The 15,717-nt window shown below is 31.2% G+C and carries 20 protein-coding genes; 10 read left to right on the top strand and 10 right to left on the bottom strand.

Annotated features, from left to right (window positions below; genetic code table 11):
• Window positions 1-80 precede the first annotated feature (80 nt).
• Window positions 81-1,175, top strand: a complete 1,095-nt coding sequence (locus P0R33_RS19330; protein ID WP_276172802.1) for a glycoside hydrolase family 18 protein — start codon at window positions 81-83, stop codon at window positions 1,173-1,175.
• A 74-nt stretch (window positions 1,176-1,249) separates the two neighbouring features.
• On the opposite strand, the gene P0R33_RS19325 is transcribed toward P0R33_RS19330, so the two are convergent.
• The 3 genes from P0R33_RS19325 to P0R33_RS19315 all read right to left on the bottom strand — a co-directional run bounded on the left by P0R33_RS19325 (window position 1,250) and on the right by P0R33_RS19315 (window position 2,821).
• A complete protein-coding gene (locus P0R33_RS19325) occupies window positions 1,250-1,735 on the bottom strand; it encodes a hypothetical protein (RefSeq protein ID WP_276172801.1) in 486 nt (161 codons plus the stop codon).
• A gap of 106 nt (window positions 1,736-1,841) precedes the next feature.
• Complete coding sequence (locus tag P0R33_RS19320; protein ID WP_276172800.1) at window positions 1,842-2,357, bottom strand: DUF4251 domain-containing protein; 516 nt, start codon at window positions 2,355-2,357, stop codon at window positions 1,842-1,844.
• Between the two features lie 23 nt (window positions 2,358-2,380).
• Complete coding sequence (locus P0R33_RS19315; RefSeq protein WP_276172799.1) at window positions 2,381-2,821, bottom strand: META domain-containing protein; 441 nt, start codon at window positions 2,819-2,821, stop codon at window positions 2,381-2,383.
• 214 nt (window positions 2,822-3,035) lie between these two features.
• Here P0R33_RS19315 and P0R33_RS19310 point away from each other — a divergent pair, with 214 nt between their 5' ends.
• Window positions 3,036-3,563 carry a superoxide dismutase family protein gene (locus P0R33_RS19310; protein ID WP_276172798.1) on the top strand — a complete coding sequence of 176 codons (528 nt, stop codon included), beginning with the start codon at window positions 3,036-3,038 and terminating at the stop codon, window positions 3,561-3,563.
• Between the two features lie 109 nt (window positions 3,564-3,672).
• Window positions 3,673-4,875: an LETM1-related biofilm-associated protein gene (locus P0R33_RS19305; RefSeq protein ID WP_276172797.1), complete on the top strand. Its 1,203-nt coding sequence runs from the start codon at window positions 3,673-3,675 to the stop codon at window positions 4,873-4,875.
• 43 nt (window positions 4,876-4,918) lie between these two features.
• Here P0R33_RS19305 and can read toward each other — a convergent pair whose 3' ends face one another.
• From can to P0R33_RS19285, 4 genes are all read right to left on the bottom strand, one after another.
• Window positions 4,919-5,554 carry a carbonate dehydratase gene (gene can / locus P0R33_RS19300; protein ID WP_184160776.1) on the bottom strand — a complete coding sequence of 212 codons (636 nt, stop codon included), beginning with the start codon at window positions 5,552-5,554 and terminating at the stop codon, window positions 4,919-4,921.
• Between the two features lie 112 nt (window positions 5,555-5,666).
• On the bottom strand, window positions 5,667-7,313 hold the full coding sequence (locus P0R33_RS19295) for a SulP family inorganic anion transporter (RefSeq protein WP_276172796.1): 1,647 nt from the start codon (window positions 7,311-7,313) through the stop codon (window positions 5,667-5,669).
• 84 nt (window positions 7,314-7,397) lie between these two features.
• Entirely contained in the window at window positions 7,398-7,679 is a 282-nt protein-coding gene (locus P0R33_RS19290) for a hypothetical protein (RefSeq protein ID WP_276172795.1), read from the bottom strand.
• Between the two features lie 122 nt (window positions 7,680-7,801).
• On the bottom strand, window positions 7,802-8,281 hold the full coding sequence (locus tag P0R33_RS19285; protein WP_276172794.1) for a Dps family protein: 480 nt from the start codon (window positions 8,279-8,281) through the stop codon (window positions 7,802-7,804).
• 106 nt (window positions 8,282-8,387) lie between these two features.
• On the opposite strand from P0R33_RS19285, the gene P0R33_RS19280 reads away from it, so the two are divergent.
• On the top strand, window positions 8,388-9,332 hold the full coding sequence (locus P0R33_RS19280; protein WP_276172793.1) for a LysR substrate-binding domain-containing protein: 945 nt from the start codon (window positions 8,388-8,390) through the stop codon (window positions 9,330-9,332).
• 29 nt (window positions 9,333-9,361) lie between these two features.
• Here the strand turns inward: P0R33_RS19280 and P0R33_RS19275 are convergent, their stop codons facing one another.
• Window positions 9,362-9,559: a hypothetical protein gene (locus P0R33_RS19275; protein WP_276172792.1), complete on the bottom strand. Its 198-nt coding sequence runs from the start codon at window positions 9,557-9,559 to the stop codon at window positions 9,362-9,364.
• A gap of 168 nt (window positions 9,560-9,727) precedes the next feature.
• On the bottom strand, window positions 9,728-10,390 hold the full coding sequence (gene mnmD, locus P0R33_RS19270) for a tRNA (5-methylaminomethyl-2-thiouridine)(34)-methyltransferase MnmD (protein WP_276172791.1): 663 nt from the start codon (window positions 10,388-10,390) through the stop codon (window positions 9,728-9,730).
• 307 nt (window positions 10,391-10,697) lie between these two features.
• Here mnmD and P0R33_RS19265 point away from each other — a divergent pair, with 307 nt between their 5' ends.
• On the top strand, window positions 10,698-11,768 hold the full coding sequence (locus P0R33_RS19265) for a branched-chain amino acid aminotransferase (protein WP_276172790.1): 1,071 nt from the start codon (window positions 10,698-10,700) through the stop codon (window positions 11,766-11,768).
• A gap of 317 nt (window positions 11,769-12,085) precedes the next feature.
• Here P0R33_RS19265 and P0R33_RS19260 read toward each other — a convergent pair whose 3' ends face one another.
• Window positions 12,086-12,466: a nucleoside triphosphate pyrophosphohydrolase family protein gene (locus P0R33_RS19260; RefSeq protein WP_276172789.1), complete on the bottom strand. Its 381-nt coding sequence runs from the start codon at window positions 12,464-12,466 to the stop codon at window positions 12,086-12,088.
• A gap of 135 nt (window positions 12,467-12,601) precedes the next feature.
• Between P0R33_RS19260 and P0R33_RS19255 the strand changes: the two genes are divergently transcribed.
• The 5 genes from P0R33_RS19255 to P0R33_RS19235 all read left to right on the top strand — a co-directional run bounded on the left by P0R33_RS19255 (window position 12,602) and on the right by P0R33_RS19235 (window position 15,671).
• Window positions 12,602-12,790: a hypothetical protein gene (locus P0R33_RS19255; RefSeq protein WP_109194411.1), complete on the top strand. Its 189-nt coding sequence runs from the start codon at window positions 12,602-12,604 to the stop codon at window positions 12,788-12,790.
• 128 nt (window positions 12,791-12,918) lie between these two features.
• On the top strand, window positions 12,919-14,109 hold the full coding sequence (locus P0R33_RS19250; protein WP_276172788.1) for a transcriptional regulator: 1,191 nt from the start codon (window positions 12,919-12,921) through the stop codon (window positions 14,107-14,109).
• A 75-nt stretch (window positions 14,110-14,184) separates the two neighbouring features.
• Entirely contained in the window at window positions 14,185-14,727 is a 543-nt protein-coding gene (locus P0R33_RS19245; protein WP_276172787.1) for a sigma-70 family RNA polymerase sigma factor, read from the top strand.
• A 33-nt stretch (window positions 14,728-14,760) separates the two neighbouring features.
• Window positions 14,761-15,180 (top strand): hypothetical protein, encoded by a 420-nt coding sequence (locus tag P0R33_RS19240; RefSeq protein ID WP_276172786.1) that lies wholly within the window; start codon window positions 14,761-14,763, stop codon window positions 15,178-15,180.
• 32 nt (window positions 15,181-15,212) lie between these two features.
• A complete protein-coding gene (locus tag P0R33_RS19235) occupies window positions 15,213-15,671 on the top strand; it encodes a sensor of ECF-type sigma factor (RefSeq protein WP_276172784.1) in 459 nt (152 codons plus the stop codon).
• Window positions 15,672-15,717 lie beyond the last annotated feature (46 nt).

The raw sequence follows: 15,717 nt of genomic DNA, 5'->3' as shown, positions 1-15,717 counted from the left end.
TCCCCTTAAGATGACATAGCAAAATATCAAATTTATTGCAGTACTTTTAGCTTTCTAAAAAACACTAAAAAACCAGAAAAATGAAACAAACTACTCTAATTGCTTTATTTTTAATCTGCTTTGGTATCTCCAATACTTTTGCTCAAAAAAATAAAAAAATGGATATTATTGCCTACTACACAGGCGATTCTAAACTTATTGATGAATACGAAGTTGGTAAATTAAATCAAATCATTTTCAGTTTCTGTCATTTAAAAGATGGAAAATTGACCGTTGATTCTCCAAAAGATTCAATTACTATGAAACATTTAGTTTCTTTAAAGGCTAAAAATCCACAATTAAAAATTATTGTATCTCTTGGAGGTTGGGGCGGATGTGAACCTTGTTCTGCTGCTTTTTCAACTGCTGAAGGGCGCTTGAAATTTGCAAAATCAGTAAAAGAATTAAGTGATTCCTATAAAGTTGACGGATTAGATTTAGATTGGGAATATCCTGCAATTGAAGGACTTCCTGGTCACTTATATCAAGCTGTTGATAAACCAAACTTTACAGAATTGGTTAAAATATTACGTACAACTTTAGGTAAAAAATATGAACTAAGTTTTGCTGCTGGTGGTTTCCAAAAATATCTAGATGAATCTATCGATTGGAAAGCGGTCACTCCATTGGTAAACCGTATTAACATCATGAGTTATGATTTAGTAAATGGATATTCAAAAATAACAGGTCATCACACTCCATTATACAGCACAAATCCGAAAGAAGAATCTACAGATAGAGCTGTCGAATTTTTATTGAAAGCAGGAGTTCCTGCTGAAAAACTAGTAATTGGAGGGGCATTTTATACAAGACAATGGAAAAATGTAGAAAATATCAATAACGGATTGTATCAAGCTGGAGAACATTTTGAAGGTGTTGATTTTAAAAACTATGCTAAAACTTACACAGAAGCTAACGGATGGAAATATTTCTGGGATGATAAAGCTAAAGCGCCATATTGGTACAATGCAACAACAAAAACTTTTGCAACATCAGATGATTTAAAATCCATTAAGGCAAAAGCTGAATATGTAAAAACTAAAAAATTAGGCGGAATTATGTTTTGGGAACTTACTTTAGACAGTTTCCGAGATGGAATGGTAAATGAAATTTACAAAGTAAAAACAGAAAAATAATTTTGTTTAACATACAAAAAAAGGCAGTTGATTTTCTAAACAACTGCCTTTTTCTGTTTTATATAATGCTAATTTTATTGAACTTTTGATTTGTCTAATTCTCCAATAAAAGGAATAGCTTCTAAAATTTCACTGCGAATAATGGTCTGCAAATAAACTTCTAACTGAATAAATTTTGCTGCATTAATTGATCCAATTGCTTTTTTTGCTTTTGAATACGTTTTGCAATATAGTTTTTCGTAAGCAATATGATTTTTCAAAGTTCCTTTTGCCAATTCATCTGCTTTTGCATCTGTCAGAGTTTCGTAATTTGCAGCATAATCATTTATCAATTTAAATTTGGTTTGGCCTAATGCTTTTCGTTGTGTTTCATAATCATCATATACTTTAGAAAAAGCAGTAGCTTGAACATCAGACAAATTCATGTATTGTTTCACTAGTTCACTTTTAGATTTTCCATAAACACTTTGCACTACTTCCAAATCTTCTGTAAAAGAAGATTGCGCATATGATGAAAACGAGGCAATTGCCAAAATAAGAATAAGACTTAATTTTTTCATAATTAAAATTTGTTTTGGGTTGTTTTTAAAAATTTATATACTTCAAAAAATATTGATTTTTAACACATTAAAACATATTTAATAGGATGAGATTGGGGTAAGTTCTTTATTTTTTTTCCTTATCTTTTGGAGCACGAATAATTCCATCGTAACTAATAGGAGCTCTATTATTACTGTTGATAGATAATGTTGCCGATCCGTTATAAAAAATTCGAAACATCAGATCGTAAGTATCGTTGTCACCTTTTACAGTTGCCTGAAAATTAATGTTTTTCGATTTTTTTCCGACCTTAATATTTTCTGGTTTACCTTCAAACTTCATTCCGCCATCACCATTGTATGCCACATTAAAAGCACGTCCAAAAAATGGTAAATCACAAGAAGTACTATCAATATTAAATTTTAAAAAATAGGAATAATCATTTAAAATAATTAATCTACCGCCTTGCGGTGTAACTTTTTGAGCTTCAAAAACAAAAGTCTTAGCATCAATTAATTCTTCAATTTCCTTCTGTTTTTCCTGAGCTTGTTCTGCCTTAAGTTCTTTTTTCGTTTTTTGCTGTGCAAAAGTTGGAAAACTTAATAGACATATTAGTAATAAAATAGGTAGTCTAACTGACATAAAAAATATAAATTAAAGTAGAATTATTTTTCTTTTTTGCTAAATCGCATCATGGCAATATCACCAGAAATAAAATTTAAAGTTTTTCCGTCATCGGTAATATCAAAAGAGGTTATCTTTTGAAGTGTAGTCATGTAGACTTGTTCTCCTTGATTATCTAGACACATCATTTTTGTAACTGCCATTGGCTGAGTAAAATCAATCTTATTGTCTGTTATAATCAATTTTCCTGTGTAAGAATTACAGCTATTATTTCCTGAAACTCTATTTTCTTTTGTATCAAAATTTATTGTTGGCTTTTTGTTTGGATATAAACCATCGAATGTAATTCGTGGTCCAGTAATATAGTTCAGTTCCCAAGTACCATCGAGTTGTGAAGCGGCATTATTTTTTTTATTTTTAGAAGCAGTACAAGCAAGCAACATTACACTAAAAAAAACGAGAGTAAGAATCTTTTTCATCATAACCTTAAATATTAAATATGAACGAATTAGAGAAGTTTGGCTTCTGAAAAAATGCTTTGAAACCATAACGAATTTAAGCAATATTTTTCGGTTTTGTGCTCAATCGATATTAAATTATAACGTATAGTTTGACTTTTTTTTAACTTTTAGAGTTAAAGTATTCCGTTATTTTATGTTAAATTTACTTAATCTTTAATTAAAAATGCCCGTATATATGAAAAAATTAATCGTTTCTTTCGCTATAATTACAGCTTTAATCATTGGCTGTAAGACTAATAACAAATCAAATGACGCAAAAACTTTAACTGTTGCATTAGAACCAAAAAGCAATAGCAAAGTTGGCGGAACAGCTGTTTTTACTGAAAAAAATGGTAAAGTTACTGTTGTTGCAAAAATGACCGGTTTAGAACCAGGAGTTCACGCTATCCATATTCATGAAAAAGCTGATTGTAGTTCTGCCGACGGAAGTTCTGCTGGAGGACACTGGAATCCAACTTTTAAAAAACATGGAAAATGGGGAGTTGGAGAATACCATAAAGGAGATATCGGAAACTTTACTGCAGATGCAAAAGGTAACGGATCGATTACACTTACTACAGATGAATGGTGCATCGGATGCGGAGACAGCAACAAAGACATTCTAGGAAAAGGCCTAATTGTACACGCAGGAACAGATGATTTTACCACTCAACCAACTGGAAATGCGGGAGGAAGAGTAGCTTGTGCAGGAATTATCAAATAAGAAAAATCATAATAACCGCTATATTTTCACAAAAAATAGCGGTTATTTCATTTAAAATTAATTCTAAAACAAGAAAAAGACATAGCTTTGCATCAGCAAAATTAAGTCAATGATTAACCCATCAGCACCAGGCTGGATCGATAAGTTTTTTAGTGAACAGAAGTTTTCAGAAGCAATTCCTTTTGAAACTGTAGATTCATTTTACTATAAAGTAAGAGAAACAGGATTTATATATGGTCATATTATTGCTATAGATTCACAGATTCCGATTCCGATAAAAGGTTGGTTTAAAACCGAAATTTCTAAAACAGCGTTACTCAATACGCTTTATCATGTTTTTTGTTTAGAAAAAAGAAATTCGGAACCTAAAAATTTTATTTCAGAAGTTTTAAAGTTTTATAAACAGATGAATCCAGAAGGGTTTAATTTGTTTAAAATCTTATTGCCTAAAGATACCCCTTCCCTATCTCTAGAAAATATAATTGATCAAAGAGTTCAGACAAACGATAGCATTATCAGTAAAAACTTTTCGCATTTAGTAACCAATGCTTTATTATTTATTGATGTTTTGGCTTTTAGACAATATTTAGAACACGGTCAAATTCCAGAAAAATATCTAAAACGCATTGAAGAAACCGTTCTTGGAATTGTTGGCTTGGCTTTGAAAACCAAAACTGTAAAATCGCAACATGATGATTTATTGATCAAACTTTTCGAAGCTTCAATACGCTATTCAAAATTCTCAAAAGTAACTGTAGAAACTTTAGAAACTTTGAATCTTGATTATTTTAAAAATAAATTAGAACAATATTACTTGATCGACATGGCCGGTATGGCATTATGGAGCGATGGTGTTGTCGAAAATGAAGAATCGTATTTCTTATACGCTTTAGGTTCTACAATGGGAGTTTCTGACAATTTTGTAACTCAGAGTATGGACACAACCAATACTTTTATTACAACACATAGAAAGAAGATTCCTTATTTTAATTATTCAAATCCTGTAAAACATTTTTACGACCAAATGACGCATAGCGTTATAAAGCTGATTGTTAGAAATAAAAACAGATTGGTTAGAGAAATTATGCAGAGCAAAGAGCTTGTAGTATTGCTTGCTTATTCTACAACAAGAGATTTGGATGCGAAGGAAAAGAAGAAAGTCAAAAAACAGCTTTTAGATATTTGCAAAACCATCCCATCGTTGACTATCTTTTTACTTCCTGGAGGAAGTTTGCTATTGCCGATATTAATTAAGTTTATTCCAACAATGCTGCCATCGGCATTTAATGAGAATCTTGACGAAAACGAATAAAAAAAAATCGCCCTTTTATGAGGGCGATTTTTTTATCTATTTATTAAAGATCTAATTGATAAACTTCATCAAGTTCGTCATTCGAAGCGATATTTACATCTAAGTCAGTTACAAAACCTGAATTTAATCCGTAAACCCAACCGTGAAGCATTAAATCTTGTCCATTTTTCCAAGCATTCTGAACAATTGACGTTTTTGCTAAGTTGTAAACCTGTTCTTTAGTATTGATTTCAACAAAAGCATTAAAACGCTCTTCCTCGTTTTCAATTGAATTCAAATATTTGTCATGCAAACGATATTCGTCTTTAATATGACGAAGCCAGTTGTCAATAATTCCAACAGATTGATGTCCCATTGCAGCTTTAACACCACCGCATCCGTAATGTCCGCACACGATAATATGTTTAATTTTCAAAACATTTACAGCATAATCCAGAACACTTAACATATTCATATCAGAGTGAACAACCATATTCGCAATGTTTCTGTGCACAAAAACTTCACCTGGTTTTGCACCAACAATTTCGTTTGCAGGAACACGGCTATCAGAACATCCAATCCATAATAATGGTGGCTGTTGTCCTTTTGCCAAATCAGCAAAATAATTCGGATCTTTTGCTAATGAAGTTTCAACCCACTTTTTATTGTTTTCTAGCAACTGCTCATAAAATTTTCTCATTTTTTTTATTTTTTGTGGTAATTTCTAAGTTATAATAGTCTCAAAAAATGAACTTGATGTAAAGTTACCTAAATTTTGACATTTTTTTGATCTCAAAAGCACCTAAATTTTATTATTCTCCTCTAACAACTTCTTTCTTAACTACTTCTCTTTTCGCTACATCATAATAATGTTCAATAGTAACATGATTATTATTTTCAGGTGTATTTTCTAGTTCGTAAGCTTCTTTAAAACCTTTAAGCTTTACTTTTATGTTTTCATCAATTGCTCTAGTCCCCTTGAATTCCCGTATTAAATCCAAAACATCGTGCGCAATATATTCCGTATCATGAGCATTTATAATTACTTTAGAATTTTCAGGAATTTCATTCAAAGTTTGTTTGATTGCTGCTTTATTTAAAAATGAAACTTCTTGCGCCAAATCAATATGAATAATATCTCCGTCTTCATATTCTTCTTTTTTGAAGATATAAGCTCTCTTAAGATTTCCTCTCAAAACAAAAATAATACTGATGATAATTCCCAACGCAACACCTTTTAGCAAATCTGTCGCAACGACAAAGACCAAAGTTGCAATAAAAGGGACAAACTGGTATTTCCCCTTTTTCCAGAAATGCATAAAAGTTGCTGGTTTTGCTAATTTATATCCGACCAAGATTAGAACAGTTGCCAAAGTTGCCAATGGAATTTTGTTTAAAATCATCGGAATAGATAAAACACTTATTAATAAAAGTACACCATGAATAATGGTAGACATTTTTGATTTTGCTCCTGCATTATTATTTGCTGACGAACGCACTACAACAGATGTCATCGGAAGACCTCCTAAAAGTGAACTTACAACATTTCCAATTCCTTGAGCTTTAAGCTCTACATTGGTGTTAGTATATCGTTTCTGAACGTCCATTCTATCAGAAGCTTCAATACACAAAAGTGTTTCAATAGAAGCCACAATTGCAATTGTGAGAGCCACAACCCAAACCTGCGGATTGGTAACCGATGCAAAGTTTGGCATTATAATAATGGATTTGAAATCATCAAAAGATTTTGGAACTGGCAAAGAAACCAAATGTTCTTTTCCAATTGCCAAAGAACTTCCTGTTGATACAAATATCTCGTTTAAAACTACTCCCGCAATAACAGCAATTAAAGCACCTGGAACTAGTTTTATTCTTTTTAGAAAAGAAACTCTTTCCCAACAAAGCAAAATTGTTAGCGAAACTAAAGTTACTACAACAGCTCCTAGTTGAATATGATTTAAAACATCAAACAGAAATGAAAAAGAATTACTTCCGTCATTTTGTACAAAAGCTTGATCTCCCTCATAATCTGCATCATAACCAAATGCATGAGGAATTTGTTTCAGAATAATAATAATTCCAATACCTGCCAGCATACCTTCAATCACATTTGTCGGAAAATAATTTGATATACTTCCGGCTCTTAAGAATCCTAATGCTAATTGAATTAATCCAGCGATAAAAACAGACATTAAAAATACATCGAAAGCTCCTAAATCAGTAATTGCGGTTAAAACAATAGCAGTTAACCCTGCAGCTGGACCTGATACACTAATGTGCGACTGGCTTAGATATCCTACTACGATACCACCAATAACACCAGCGATAATTCCAGAAAATAATGGCGCTCCTGAAGCCATTGCAATACCTAAACACAACGGAAGAGCTACCAAAAAAACCACTAAACCTGAAGCAAAATCAGATTTAAGGTTGGCAAAAAGATTGATTTTTTTTGTCATAATACAATACTAAAAAAATTATTCATTAAAGATTTCCCTCATCTCAGAATGAAATGTGGTTAAAGATCAAAATAATCGGAAGTATTATACTAAATTGGGAGGTGGAGCAAATATGCTCGGAGAAATATTGTCAAGTTTTACAATATTTTCAGAAATGATTGTTTTTTTCTCGATGCAAACCGGAATTAAAACTTCATGCTCTAAAACTGTTGGATGAACTACATTTTTAAGTTCTTTATGTACTTCTTCTTCAGCAATACTAAAAGACACAACCGCACCATTCCCTTTCTTTAACGCCTGAACAATTGTCGGGGTAGATAAGAAGGCAATAAATATGAATAATAATATGCGGGCTACGAATTTCATCAAAACAAAAATAGCGTTAAACAAATAAAATCAAAGAGATTTTTATAGAAATTTAACATAAACAGAAAAGCAGAATGCAATTTTTACCGCATTCTGCTTTTATTTCATTAAAAAACAACAAGTTAAAGCGTTTCTTCTAACCAAGCATTCATCATCCAGATTGTTTTTTCTTGCTCAGAAATGAAGTCGCTCATCATTGAATTGGTTCCTTCATCGTTAATTTCGTCTGATTTGTTTAATATTTCTCTTTCAATTTTTAATAAATCTGACAAAGAATGAACAATTAATTGAACCGCTTTTTCATCATTAGAAATATTCTTTCCAACGATTAATTTATTGTTTTTGATATAATCTTCAAAAGTATGCAAAGGTGTTCCTCCAATTGTCAAAACTCTTTCGGCTATCATATCTATTTTTAATTGAGCATCTGTATATAATTCTTCGAATTTTACATGTAAATCAAAAAAACGCTTTCCGCGAATGTTCCAATGAATTCCTCTCAAATTTTGATAATACACTTGAAAGTTGGATAAAAGCACATTTAATTCTTTTACTAATAATTCTGATTCTTTTATAGGTAATCCTAAAATATTTGTCTTCATAATCTCTTTTTTACACTAATTTACTACAAAATTAAAGTAAGTTTCATAAAATAAATATAAATAAAAATTATATTTTCTTATTTTTGCATCACAAATTACTATCAACATGACTATAACTCAATTACAATATGTGTTAGCAGTTGCCGAACACAAAAACTTCACACTTGCCGCCGAAAAATGCTTTGTAACTCAGCCAACCTTAAGTATGCAAATACAAAAGATTGAAGAAGAACTTAATATCTTAATATTTGACAGAAGCAAAAAACCTATTCAGCTTACTGATATTGGTCAGAAAATAGTAAATCAAGCTAAGAATATCGTAAACGAAGCCGATCGTATCAAAGATATTGTAGAACAACAGAAAGGTTTTATTGGAGGAGAATTTCGTTTAGGAATAATTCCGACGATTATGCCGACACTTTTGCCTATGTTTTTAAATAATTTCATTAAAAAATATCCAAAAGTTAAACTTTTAATTGAAGAATTAAATACAGAAGAAATTATTGTTAAGCTTAAAAACGGACATTTAGATGCCGCAATTGCAGCAACGCCTTTGGAAGATGAGAAGATTAAAGAAATCGTTTTGTATTTTGAACCGTTTGTAGCCTACATTCCAGAACAACATGCCATTTTTGGAAAACAAGAAATTGAAGTTTCTGATTTAAATCTGAATGAAATCCTGCTTTTACAAGACGGACATTGTTTTAGAGATGGAATTTTAAATCTTTGCAAAAGCGTTTCAGATGCCGATCAAAGTAATTTCCAGATTCAAAGCGGTAGTTTTGAAACCCTGATTAAATTAGCCGACGAAGGCTTGGGCACAACATTACTTCCGTACTTGCACACCTTAGACTTAAAAGAATCCGATAAACTGAAACTTCGAAACTTTAAGGAACCTAAACCTGCTCGCGAGGTAAGTTTAATTTACCCAAAAAGCGAATTAAAGATGCAAATCATTGACGCAATTCGATCTACAATTGCTGGCGTTGTAAAAGGCGCAATTGTTTTTCAGAATGTTCAAATCATAAGTCCGCTGCAAAAGAAAGCGTAATAAAAAAGGAGCCAAATTGGCTCCTTTTTTTATGCTTTAATAAGTAGTAGACTTTGTTTTAATTCTGGCTTTTCGATTACAAAACTTAATAACCATTCTTGTAATTGTTCCATTTCATAAGGTAACAGTGTCTTGATAGCTTTTTCTAGCTCTTTGCAGAAAAGTATCGGATCGAAACTAACTCTCTCAAGTATTGATTTCGTGTAATCAAACATCATTTTTGACATAATAAAATAAGATTTTCGGGGGTTATCTATTTTTTTAAACTCGAGCCAAATTTAAACAATTAACCAACATAAATTCCATTTTTAACTAATTATTTTAAAAACTTTAGCAACGAATACGTTTTCTTAAAACATATAAATCAATATAGAATCGTTCTAAACAACTCGTTTCTAAAGGTTTTTAAAGGCTCTAAACATTTCTCGTTTACCAGGAGGTCCAGCTAATTTTTCCACGGTAAATCCTACAGCAATCATGCTTCTTTTAACAACTCCGCGAGCTGCATAAGTAACCAAAACTCCATTAGGCTTTAAACTATTGTACATTTTCTGAAAAATTTCTGTACTCCAAAGCTCCGGTTGCACTCTATATCCGAAGGCATCAAAGTAAATCAAATCAAATGTTTCAAAATCGTCAATTTCATCAAAAAATTGTTTCCTTTTGGTTAACGAGAACTGATCGCAAATTTCTACTTTTTCATTCCAAACTGATTTATGCATTTTTTCAAAAATGTTACTAAATTCCAATGCTTCTAATTCTTCTGCATAATTCATTTCTAAAATTTCATCTGCATCAACAGGATAAGCTTCTACTCCAACATAATCTATTTTCTGATTTTTTCGAATGGCTTCCAAAAAAGTAATAAATGCATTTAAACCAGTTCCAAAACCAATTTCTAATATACTTATAGGATTTTCAAATAATGAAAGTCCATTTTTTATAAATACGTGTTTTGCTTCTTGAATTGCTCCGTGTTTAGAATGATAACATTCGTCCCATTCTGGCAAACGAATTGTAGTTGAACCATCTAACGTTTTAATTATTTCTCTTTTCACTTTTTTAGAAATTTACAATAGCTTTTTATTGATTTTCAAGCCGTTTTAATATTCAAATTTAGTCAAAACTAATGCGTAAAGCCTTAAAAATCGATACTTTTTTCATAAATTCTTTATAAAAATCAACTAAATATTTGAGTTTATTATAGGATAAATAAATCTCAGTCAAAACCATTAAATAATGAATTTTCACTAAGCTTTTTACATATTTTTACTTAATTTTGCATTCAATAAATTCTATTTTCCATGATATCATTACTTTAGATTTCCTATAGTGAAAGATATCTCACAAAAAACTTACAGAACTATGAGTACAACTCAAACAAGCAAAATTGAAATCATAAAAGCTACTTCTACAAAAATAAACGAAGTAGATTTTGAAAACTTAAGTTTTGGCGCTGTATTTACAGACCATTTATTCGAATGCGATTTTAAAGACGGACAATGGCAAAATCCTGTCATTAAGCCTTATGCTCCTATTCTAATGGATCCATCTTCAAAAGTCTTCCACTACGGACAAGCTATTTTTGAAGGAATGAAAGCTTATAAAGATGACAATAATGATGTTTGGTTGTTTAGACCAGATGAAAACTTCATCCGTTTTAATAAATCTGCTGTAAGAATGGCGATGCCAGAAGTTCCTGAGTCTATTTTTATGGATGGTTTAAATGAATTATTGAAATTAGACAAAGACTGGATTCAAAGAGGAAACGGAGCAAGTATGTACATTCGTCCTTTTATGATTGCTACAGGACCTGGAGTAATTGCAAATCCTTCTGACGAATATAAATTTATGATTTTACTTTCTCCTGCAAAAGCATATTACGGAGGCGAAGTAAAAGTAATTATCGCTGAACATTTCAGTAGAGCTGCAAATGGTGGTATCGGTGCTGCAAAAGCTGCCGGAAACTACGCTGCACAATTTTACCCGACTAACTTGGCAAACAAAGATGGTTTCCAACAAGTTATTTGGACTGACGATGCAACGCATACAAAATTAGAAGAAGCCGGTACAATGAACGTTTTCTTCAGAATTAACGATACTTTATTAACAGCTCCAACAAGCGAAAGAATTTTAGATGGTGTTACCAGAAAAAGTTTAATTGCAATGGCTGAAAAAGAAGGATTAAAAGTTGATGTCCGTCCAGTAATTGTTTCAGAATTAGTAGAAGCAGCTAAAAACGGATCTTTGAAAGAAATCTTCGGCGCAGGAACTGCTGCCGTAATTAGTGTTATTAAAGGATTCTCATATAAAGACGAATATTATGAAATGACTCCAATTGAGAATTCATATGCTTCATTCTTAAAAGAAAAACTAACAAATCTTCAAAACAAACTTTCTGAAGACACTTTTGGATGGACAGTTAAAGTTCAATAATCTAAAAACATACAAAAAAGAAACCCGATAAATTTAGTTTTATCGGTTTTTTTATTTGGCTTTATTATAAAATTTTATCGTGAAGATAAGATATAAACTCAATCTTGTCATTTCGACGAAGGAGACCCGAGCGATAGCGAATAGGCGAAGCAAATCTTCGTAAGTAGCTCGACAAAGATTATCGATTTGCTATGTGGAGTTTCTTGCGAAGATTTCTCCTTCGTCGAAATGACAAAAATAACGTAAAGCTTTGCGGACTTTGTTTTTTTATAAGAACTACAGAAAAAAAACTTAGCGTTCTTTGCGTTTAATCTTCTTTACAACAATTTAGAAAAATCAGGTTTAAAATAATTTGGACCTTTCATTACTTTTCCGTCTTCTCTATAAATTGGTTTTCCGTCTTCACCAAGTTTACTCATATTACTACGCTGAATTTCATCAAAAACAGCTTCAATTTTATCCTGAAGTCCGTGTTCAATAATTGTTCCGCACAAAATATACATCATATCGCCAAGCGCATCAGCAATTTCAACTAAATCATTATTCTGAACCGCTTCGTAATATTCCTCATTTTCTTCCTTCATTAAGTTATAACGAAGTAATTTTTTTTCTGCTCCTACATCAGCAACTGGAGTTGCGCTATGGCCAATTTTAAAAGCAGTGTGAAATTCTGTTACGGCGTCGAGTTGTTTTTTCATATTATAGTTTTCCTTTTTTTTGCTAATATAAGTGACTTTAGGATAAATTCGAAAATTTATTCCATGAAATGAAAAGCCAATTTAGCAGCAAATCGTATACAATTCTCTAAATTTGTCAAAAATAATTTTAAAACTATGTTTAGTCAAGGACAAATACTATTTGGAGTGTGTTTTTTTATTGCATTTGTAATCATAATGATTTTTGCTTATCGAAAAGATTTAGCACTGCACAAAATCTTTTACAAAGGAAATTACAAAGTACTTCTTGTTTTTTTACTCTTTATTGCTATTTTGTTTTTGATTAAAATATTCTTTAAAAGATAAGTTTTTTTGAAACTTAAAAAATTTCGTTTTTAAACAAAAAATTAATCATCATAATAAAACCTAATAATTAGCGGTTATTAGTAAGACTGACAATAAATTTATAACTTTACGAACCAAACAATCTACCAATGAAAATTCTTAAGTATTTATTTCTTTTTGCGTTATTAAGCTTTGTTGCTCTTACTGTTTTTGTTGCTACTCAAAAGGGAAATTTTTCTGTAGAAAGAAGTAAAGTTATCAATTCGCCTCGCGCAACAGTTTACAATTATCTTAATGATTTTAGAAATTACGAAGATTTTGAATCTTGGTCGGTTGAAGATCCTTCTATAAAAATGACTTTTGCTAATAAGACAAGCGGAAATGGCGCTTCATTTTATTGGGATGGCGCTGATGGAAAAGGAAATGCAATTACACTTAAAACAAAAGAAGGCGAAAGCATTGCTCAAAAAATGCAATATGACGGTACAGAGGCCGATGTAAGCTGGACTTTGAAAGATACTTTAAACGGAAAAACAAAAGTTACTTGGCGAGCAAAAGGTACAATGAGTTTTCTATTTAAAATCTATACTTCTTTGCATGGAGGTTCTGATAAAGTTATCGGAACTATTTATGAAAAAAGCTTGGTAAATATTGACAAAAATCTAGACTACGAAACTAAAACTTATGCAGTTAAAGTGGATGGCGTAGTGAAGAAAACAGAAACACCTTATATTCGTCAGACTTTTACAAGTGAAATTTCAAAAGTAAACAAGAATGCTAGAATTGTTATTCCGAAATTGATTCAGTTTAGCGAGGCAAATGGCTTATCTGAAAGCGGAAAACCTTTTATTATTTATCATACTTACGATACTAAAACAGGTTTAGCAAAGATTTCAATCTGCTTACCAATCAATAAAGAAATTTCTATTAGCTCTGGAAGCGATATTTTATCAGGAAAATTAAATGGTTTTGATGCTGTAAAAACGACACTTAACGGGGATTACTCGCATCGAAATGAAGCTATTACAAAAACAACGGCTTACATCAATAATCAAAAAATAATTCCAGACTTAAGCTGGTCACATTTAGAAATTTGGACACTAAGCAAATTAGATGTAAAAGCATCATCTAAATTGGTTACAGAAATCTATTTTCCAATAAAACCAAAAGTAGTTCCTGTTGTAGCAGAACCTGTTTACGCACCGCAAACATCGAGCGAAACACAAGGAGAAACTCCAACAAGCGAACCTCGTACAGAACCACGAAAAGAGCCTGTTAAAAAGAAACCAGCTCCTGCACCAACTCCTGCTCCTACGCAAGAAGAAGACTCTGAATTCTAAATTTCAAAAGTTTTTTTTAACCTTTTGTTTCAAATTCAGTCTAATGTATATTAAGAAGGTTTACAACAAAAAAGTTTGATAGACGAGAAGGAATTTATAAAACAATTATTAAACCCTCAAACGCAAAATACAGCGTTTCAAAAACTCTTGTCTGATTATCAGCGTCCGCTGTATTCTCATATTCGAAATATTGTTTTGAATCATGATGATGTAGATGATGTCTTGCAGAATACTTTTATAAAAGTCTTTCAATATCTTAAAAACTTTAAAGGAGAAAGTAAACTTTTTTCCTGGATGTATCGTATTGCCACAAATGAAGCTTTGACTTTTCTGTCTCAAAAAGCAAAATTGAGCGGTATCTCGTCTGAAGATCTTCAAAATAAGACAATTGACAATCTAAAAGCTGATCTTTATTTTGATGGAGATGAAATTCAAATCAAACTTCAAAAAGCAATCGTAACGCTTCCAGAAAAACAGCAATTGGTTTTCAAAATGAAATATTTTGAAGAATTAAAATACGAAGAAATAGCCGAAATCTTAGGAACTTCGGTAGGTGCCTTAAAAGCATCTTATCATCACGCAGTAAAAAAAATTGAATTATATGTTACTTCAAATTAAACCTTTGGTAACTAAAACTATCTTATAGATATTATGAAAGCATTTAAATTAGAAAACGAACCAAAAATAAAATCTGGATTTAAAACTCCAGAAAATTATTTTGATGATTTTTCAGAGAAAGTCTTACAGCAAGTAAATCAAAAAGAAGTTAAGGTAATTCCTTTTTACAAACGCAAAAAAAAACTTTCTCTGGCGGCAGCGGCGTTAATTGGTTTTGCTTTAATGATTCCGATTGTAAACAATTACAGAGCAACATCAAATGAACTTGATGAAGCCACATTAGAAACGTATTTATCTTATCAATCTAATTTGAGCCAGTACGATTTAATTCAAAAGTTAGATGATAGCGACATCGAAAAACTAAACAATGATATAACTCTGGAAGATGAAACTTTAGAAGACATTTTATCCACAAGTCCGAATATAGAACATCTGATTTCAGAACAAAATTAAAACTCAACTTAACTCAACAACTTAACTTAGCAATGAAAATAAAAAACATTTTACCGCTACTGCTCTTTCTGACAAGTATTTCCTTTTTTGCACAAAACGGAAAAATTGATGAAAAACGTGAAAAGATCAAAGCTTTTAAAGTTTCATTTTTAACGACAGAATTGGAATTAACTTCTACAGAAGCTGAAAAATTTTGGCCAATTTATAATGCTTACGACGACAAACAATTCGAATTAAGGCATTTTAAAATGAAAACTTATCTGAAAAAATTAAACGATGACAATCTTAAAAATCTTTCAGAAAAAGAAGCTGCAACTTTATTATCTCAAATTGAAACCACAGATAAAGAATTGTATCAGCTAAGGGAAAAATTTATGAGTAATGTGAAAAAAGTACTTTCTGCAAAGAAAATTTTATTACTTAAAAAATCTGAAGATGATTTTAGCCGAAAATTATTGCAGCAATATCGTGACAAAGCCAATAAAGATTAAGCGATAAATAAAGAAACAACAGCGATAAGAACCCTATATAATAATA

It is taken from the genome of Flavobacterium sp. YJ01 (assembly GCF_029320955.1).
GTDB lineage: Bacteria > Bacteroidota > Bacteroidia > Flavobacteriales > Flavobacteriaceae > Flavobacterium.
This window is presented reverse-complemented; position numbering and strand designations above follow the sequence as displayed.

Excerpts from the sequence above, each read along its gene's own strand:
- P0R33_RS19295 (WP_276172796.1), bottom strand. The coding sequence starts at position 7,313 with ATGACAAAAAAAATCAATCTTTTTGCCAACCTTAAATCTGATTTTGCT.
- can (WP_184160776.1), bottom strand. The coding sequence starts at position 5,554 with ATGAGAAAATTTTATGAGCAGTTGCTAGAAAACAATAAAAAGTGGGTT.
- P0R33_RS19305 (WP_276172797.1), top strand. The coding sequence starts at position 3,673 with ATGATTAACCCATCAGCACCAGGCTGGATCGATAAGTTTTTTAGTGAA.
- P0R33_RS19250 (WP_276172788.1), top strand. The coding sequence starts at position 12,919 with ATGAAAATTCTTAAGTATTTATTTCTTTTTGCGTTATTAAGCTTTGTT.
- P0R33_RS19280 (WP_276172793.1), top strand. The coding sequence starts at position 8,388 with ATGACTATAACTCAATTACAATATGTGTTAGCAGTTGCCGAACACAAA.
- P0R33_RS19260 (WP_276172789.1), bottom strand. The coding sequence starts at position 12,466 with ATGAAAAAACAACTCGACGCCGTAACAGAATTTCACACTGCTTTTAAA.
- P0R33_RS19325 (WP_276172801.1), bottom strand. The coding sequence starts at position 1,735 with ATGAAAAAATTAAGTCTTATTCTTATTTTGGCAATTGCCTCGTTTTCA.
- P0R33_RS19275 (WP_276172792.1), bottom strand. The coding sequence starts at position 9,559 with ATGTCAAAAATGATGTTTGATTACACGAAATCAATACTTGAGAGAGTT.
- P0R33_RS19285 (WP_276172794.1), bottom strand. The coding sequence starts at position 8,281 with ATGAAGACAAATATTTTAGGATTACCTATAAAAGAATCAGAATTATTA.
- P0R33_RS19240 (WP_276172786.1), top strand. The coding sequence starts at position 14,761 with ATGAAAGCATTTAAATTAGAAAACGAACCAAAAATAAAATCTGGATTT.
- P0R33_RS19315 (WP_276172799.1), bottom strand. The coding sequence starts at position 2,821 with ATGATGAAAAAGATTCTTACTCTCGTTTTTTTTAGTGTAATGTTGCTT.
- P0R33_RS19235 (WP_276172784.1), top strand. The coding sequence starts at position 15,213 with ATGAAAATAAAAAACATTTTACCGCTACTGCTCTTTCTGACAAGTATT.
- P0R33_RS19255 (WP_109194411.1), top strand. The coding sequence starts at position 12,602 with ATGTTTAGTCAAGGACAAATACTATTTGGAGTGTGTTTTTTTATTGCA.
- P0R33_RS19330 (WP_276172802.1), top strand. The coding sequence starts at position 81 with ATGAAACAAACTACTCTAATTGCTTTATTTTTAATCTGCTTTGGTATC.
- P0R33_RS19320 (WP_276172800.1), bottom strand. The coding sequence starts at position 2,357 with ATGTCAGTTAGACTACCTATTTTATTACTAATATGTCTATTAAGTTTT.
- P0R33_RS19310 (WP_276172798.1), top strand. The coding sequence starts at position 3,036 with ATGAAAAAATTAATCGTTTCTTTCGCTATAATTACAGCTTTAATCATT.
- P0R33_RS19290 (WP_276172795.1), bottom strand. The coding sequence starts at position 7,679 with ATGAAATTCGTAGCCCGCATATTATTATTCATATTTATTGCCTTCTTA.
- P0R33_RS19265 (WP_276172790.1), top strand. The coding sequence starts at position 10,698 with ATGAGTACAACTCAAACAAGCAAAATTGAAATCATAAAAGCTACTTCT.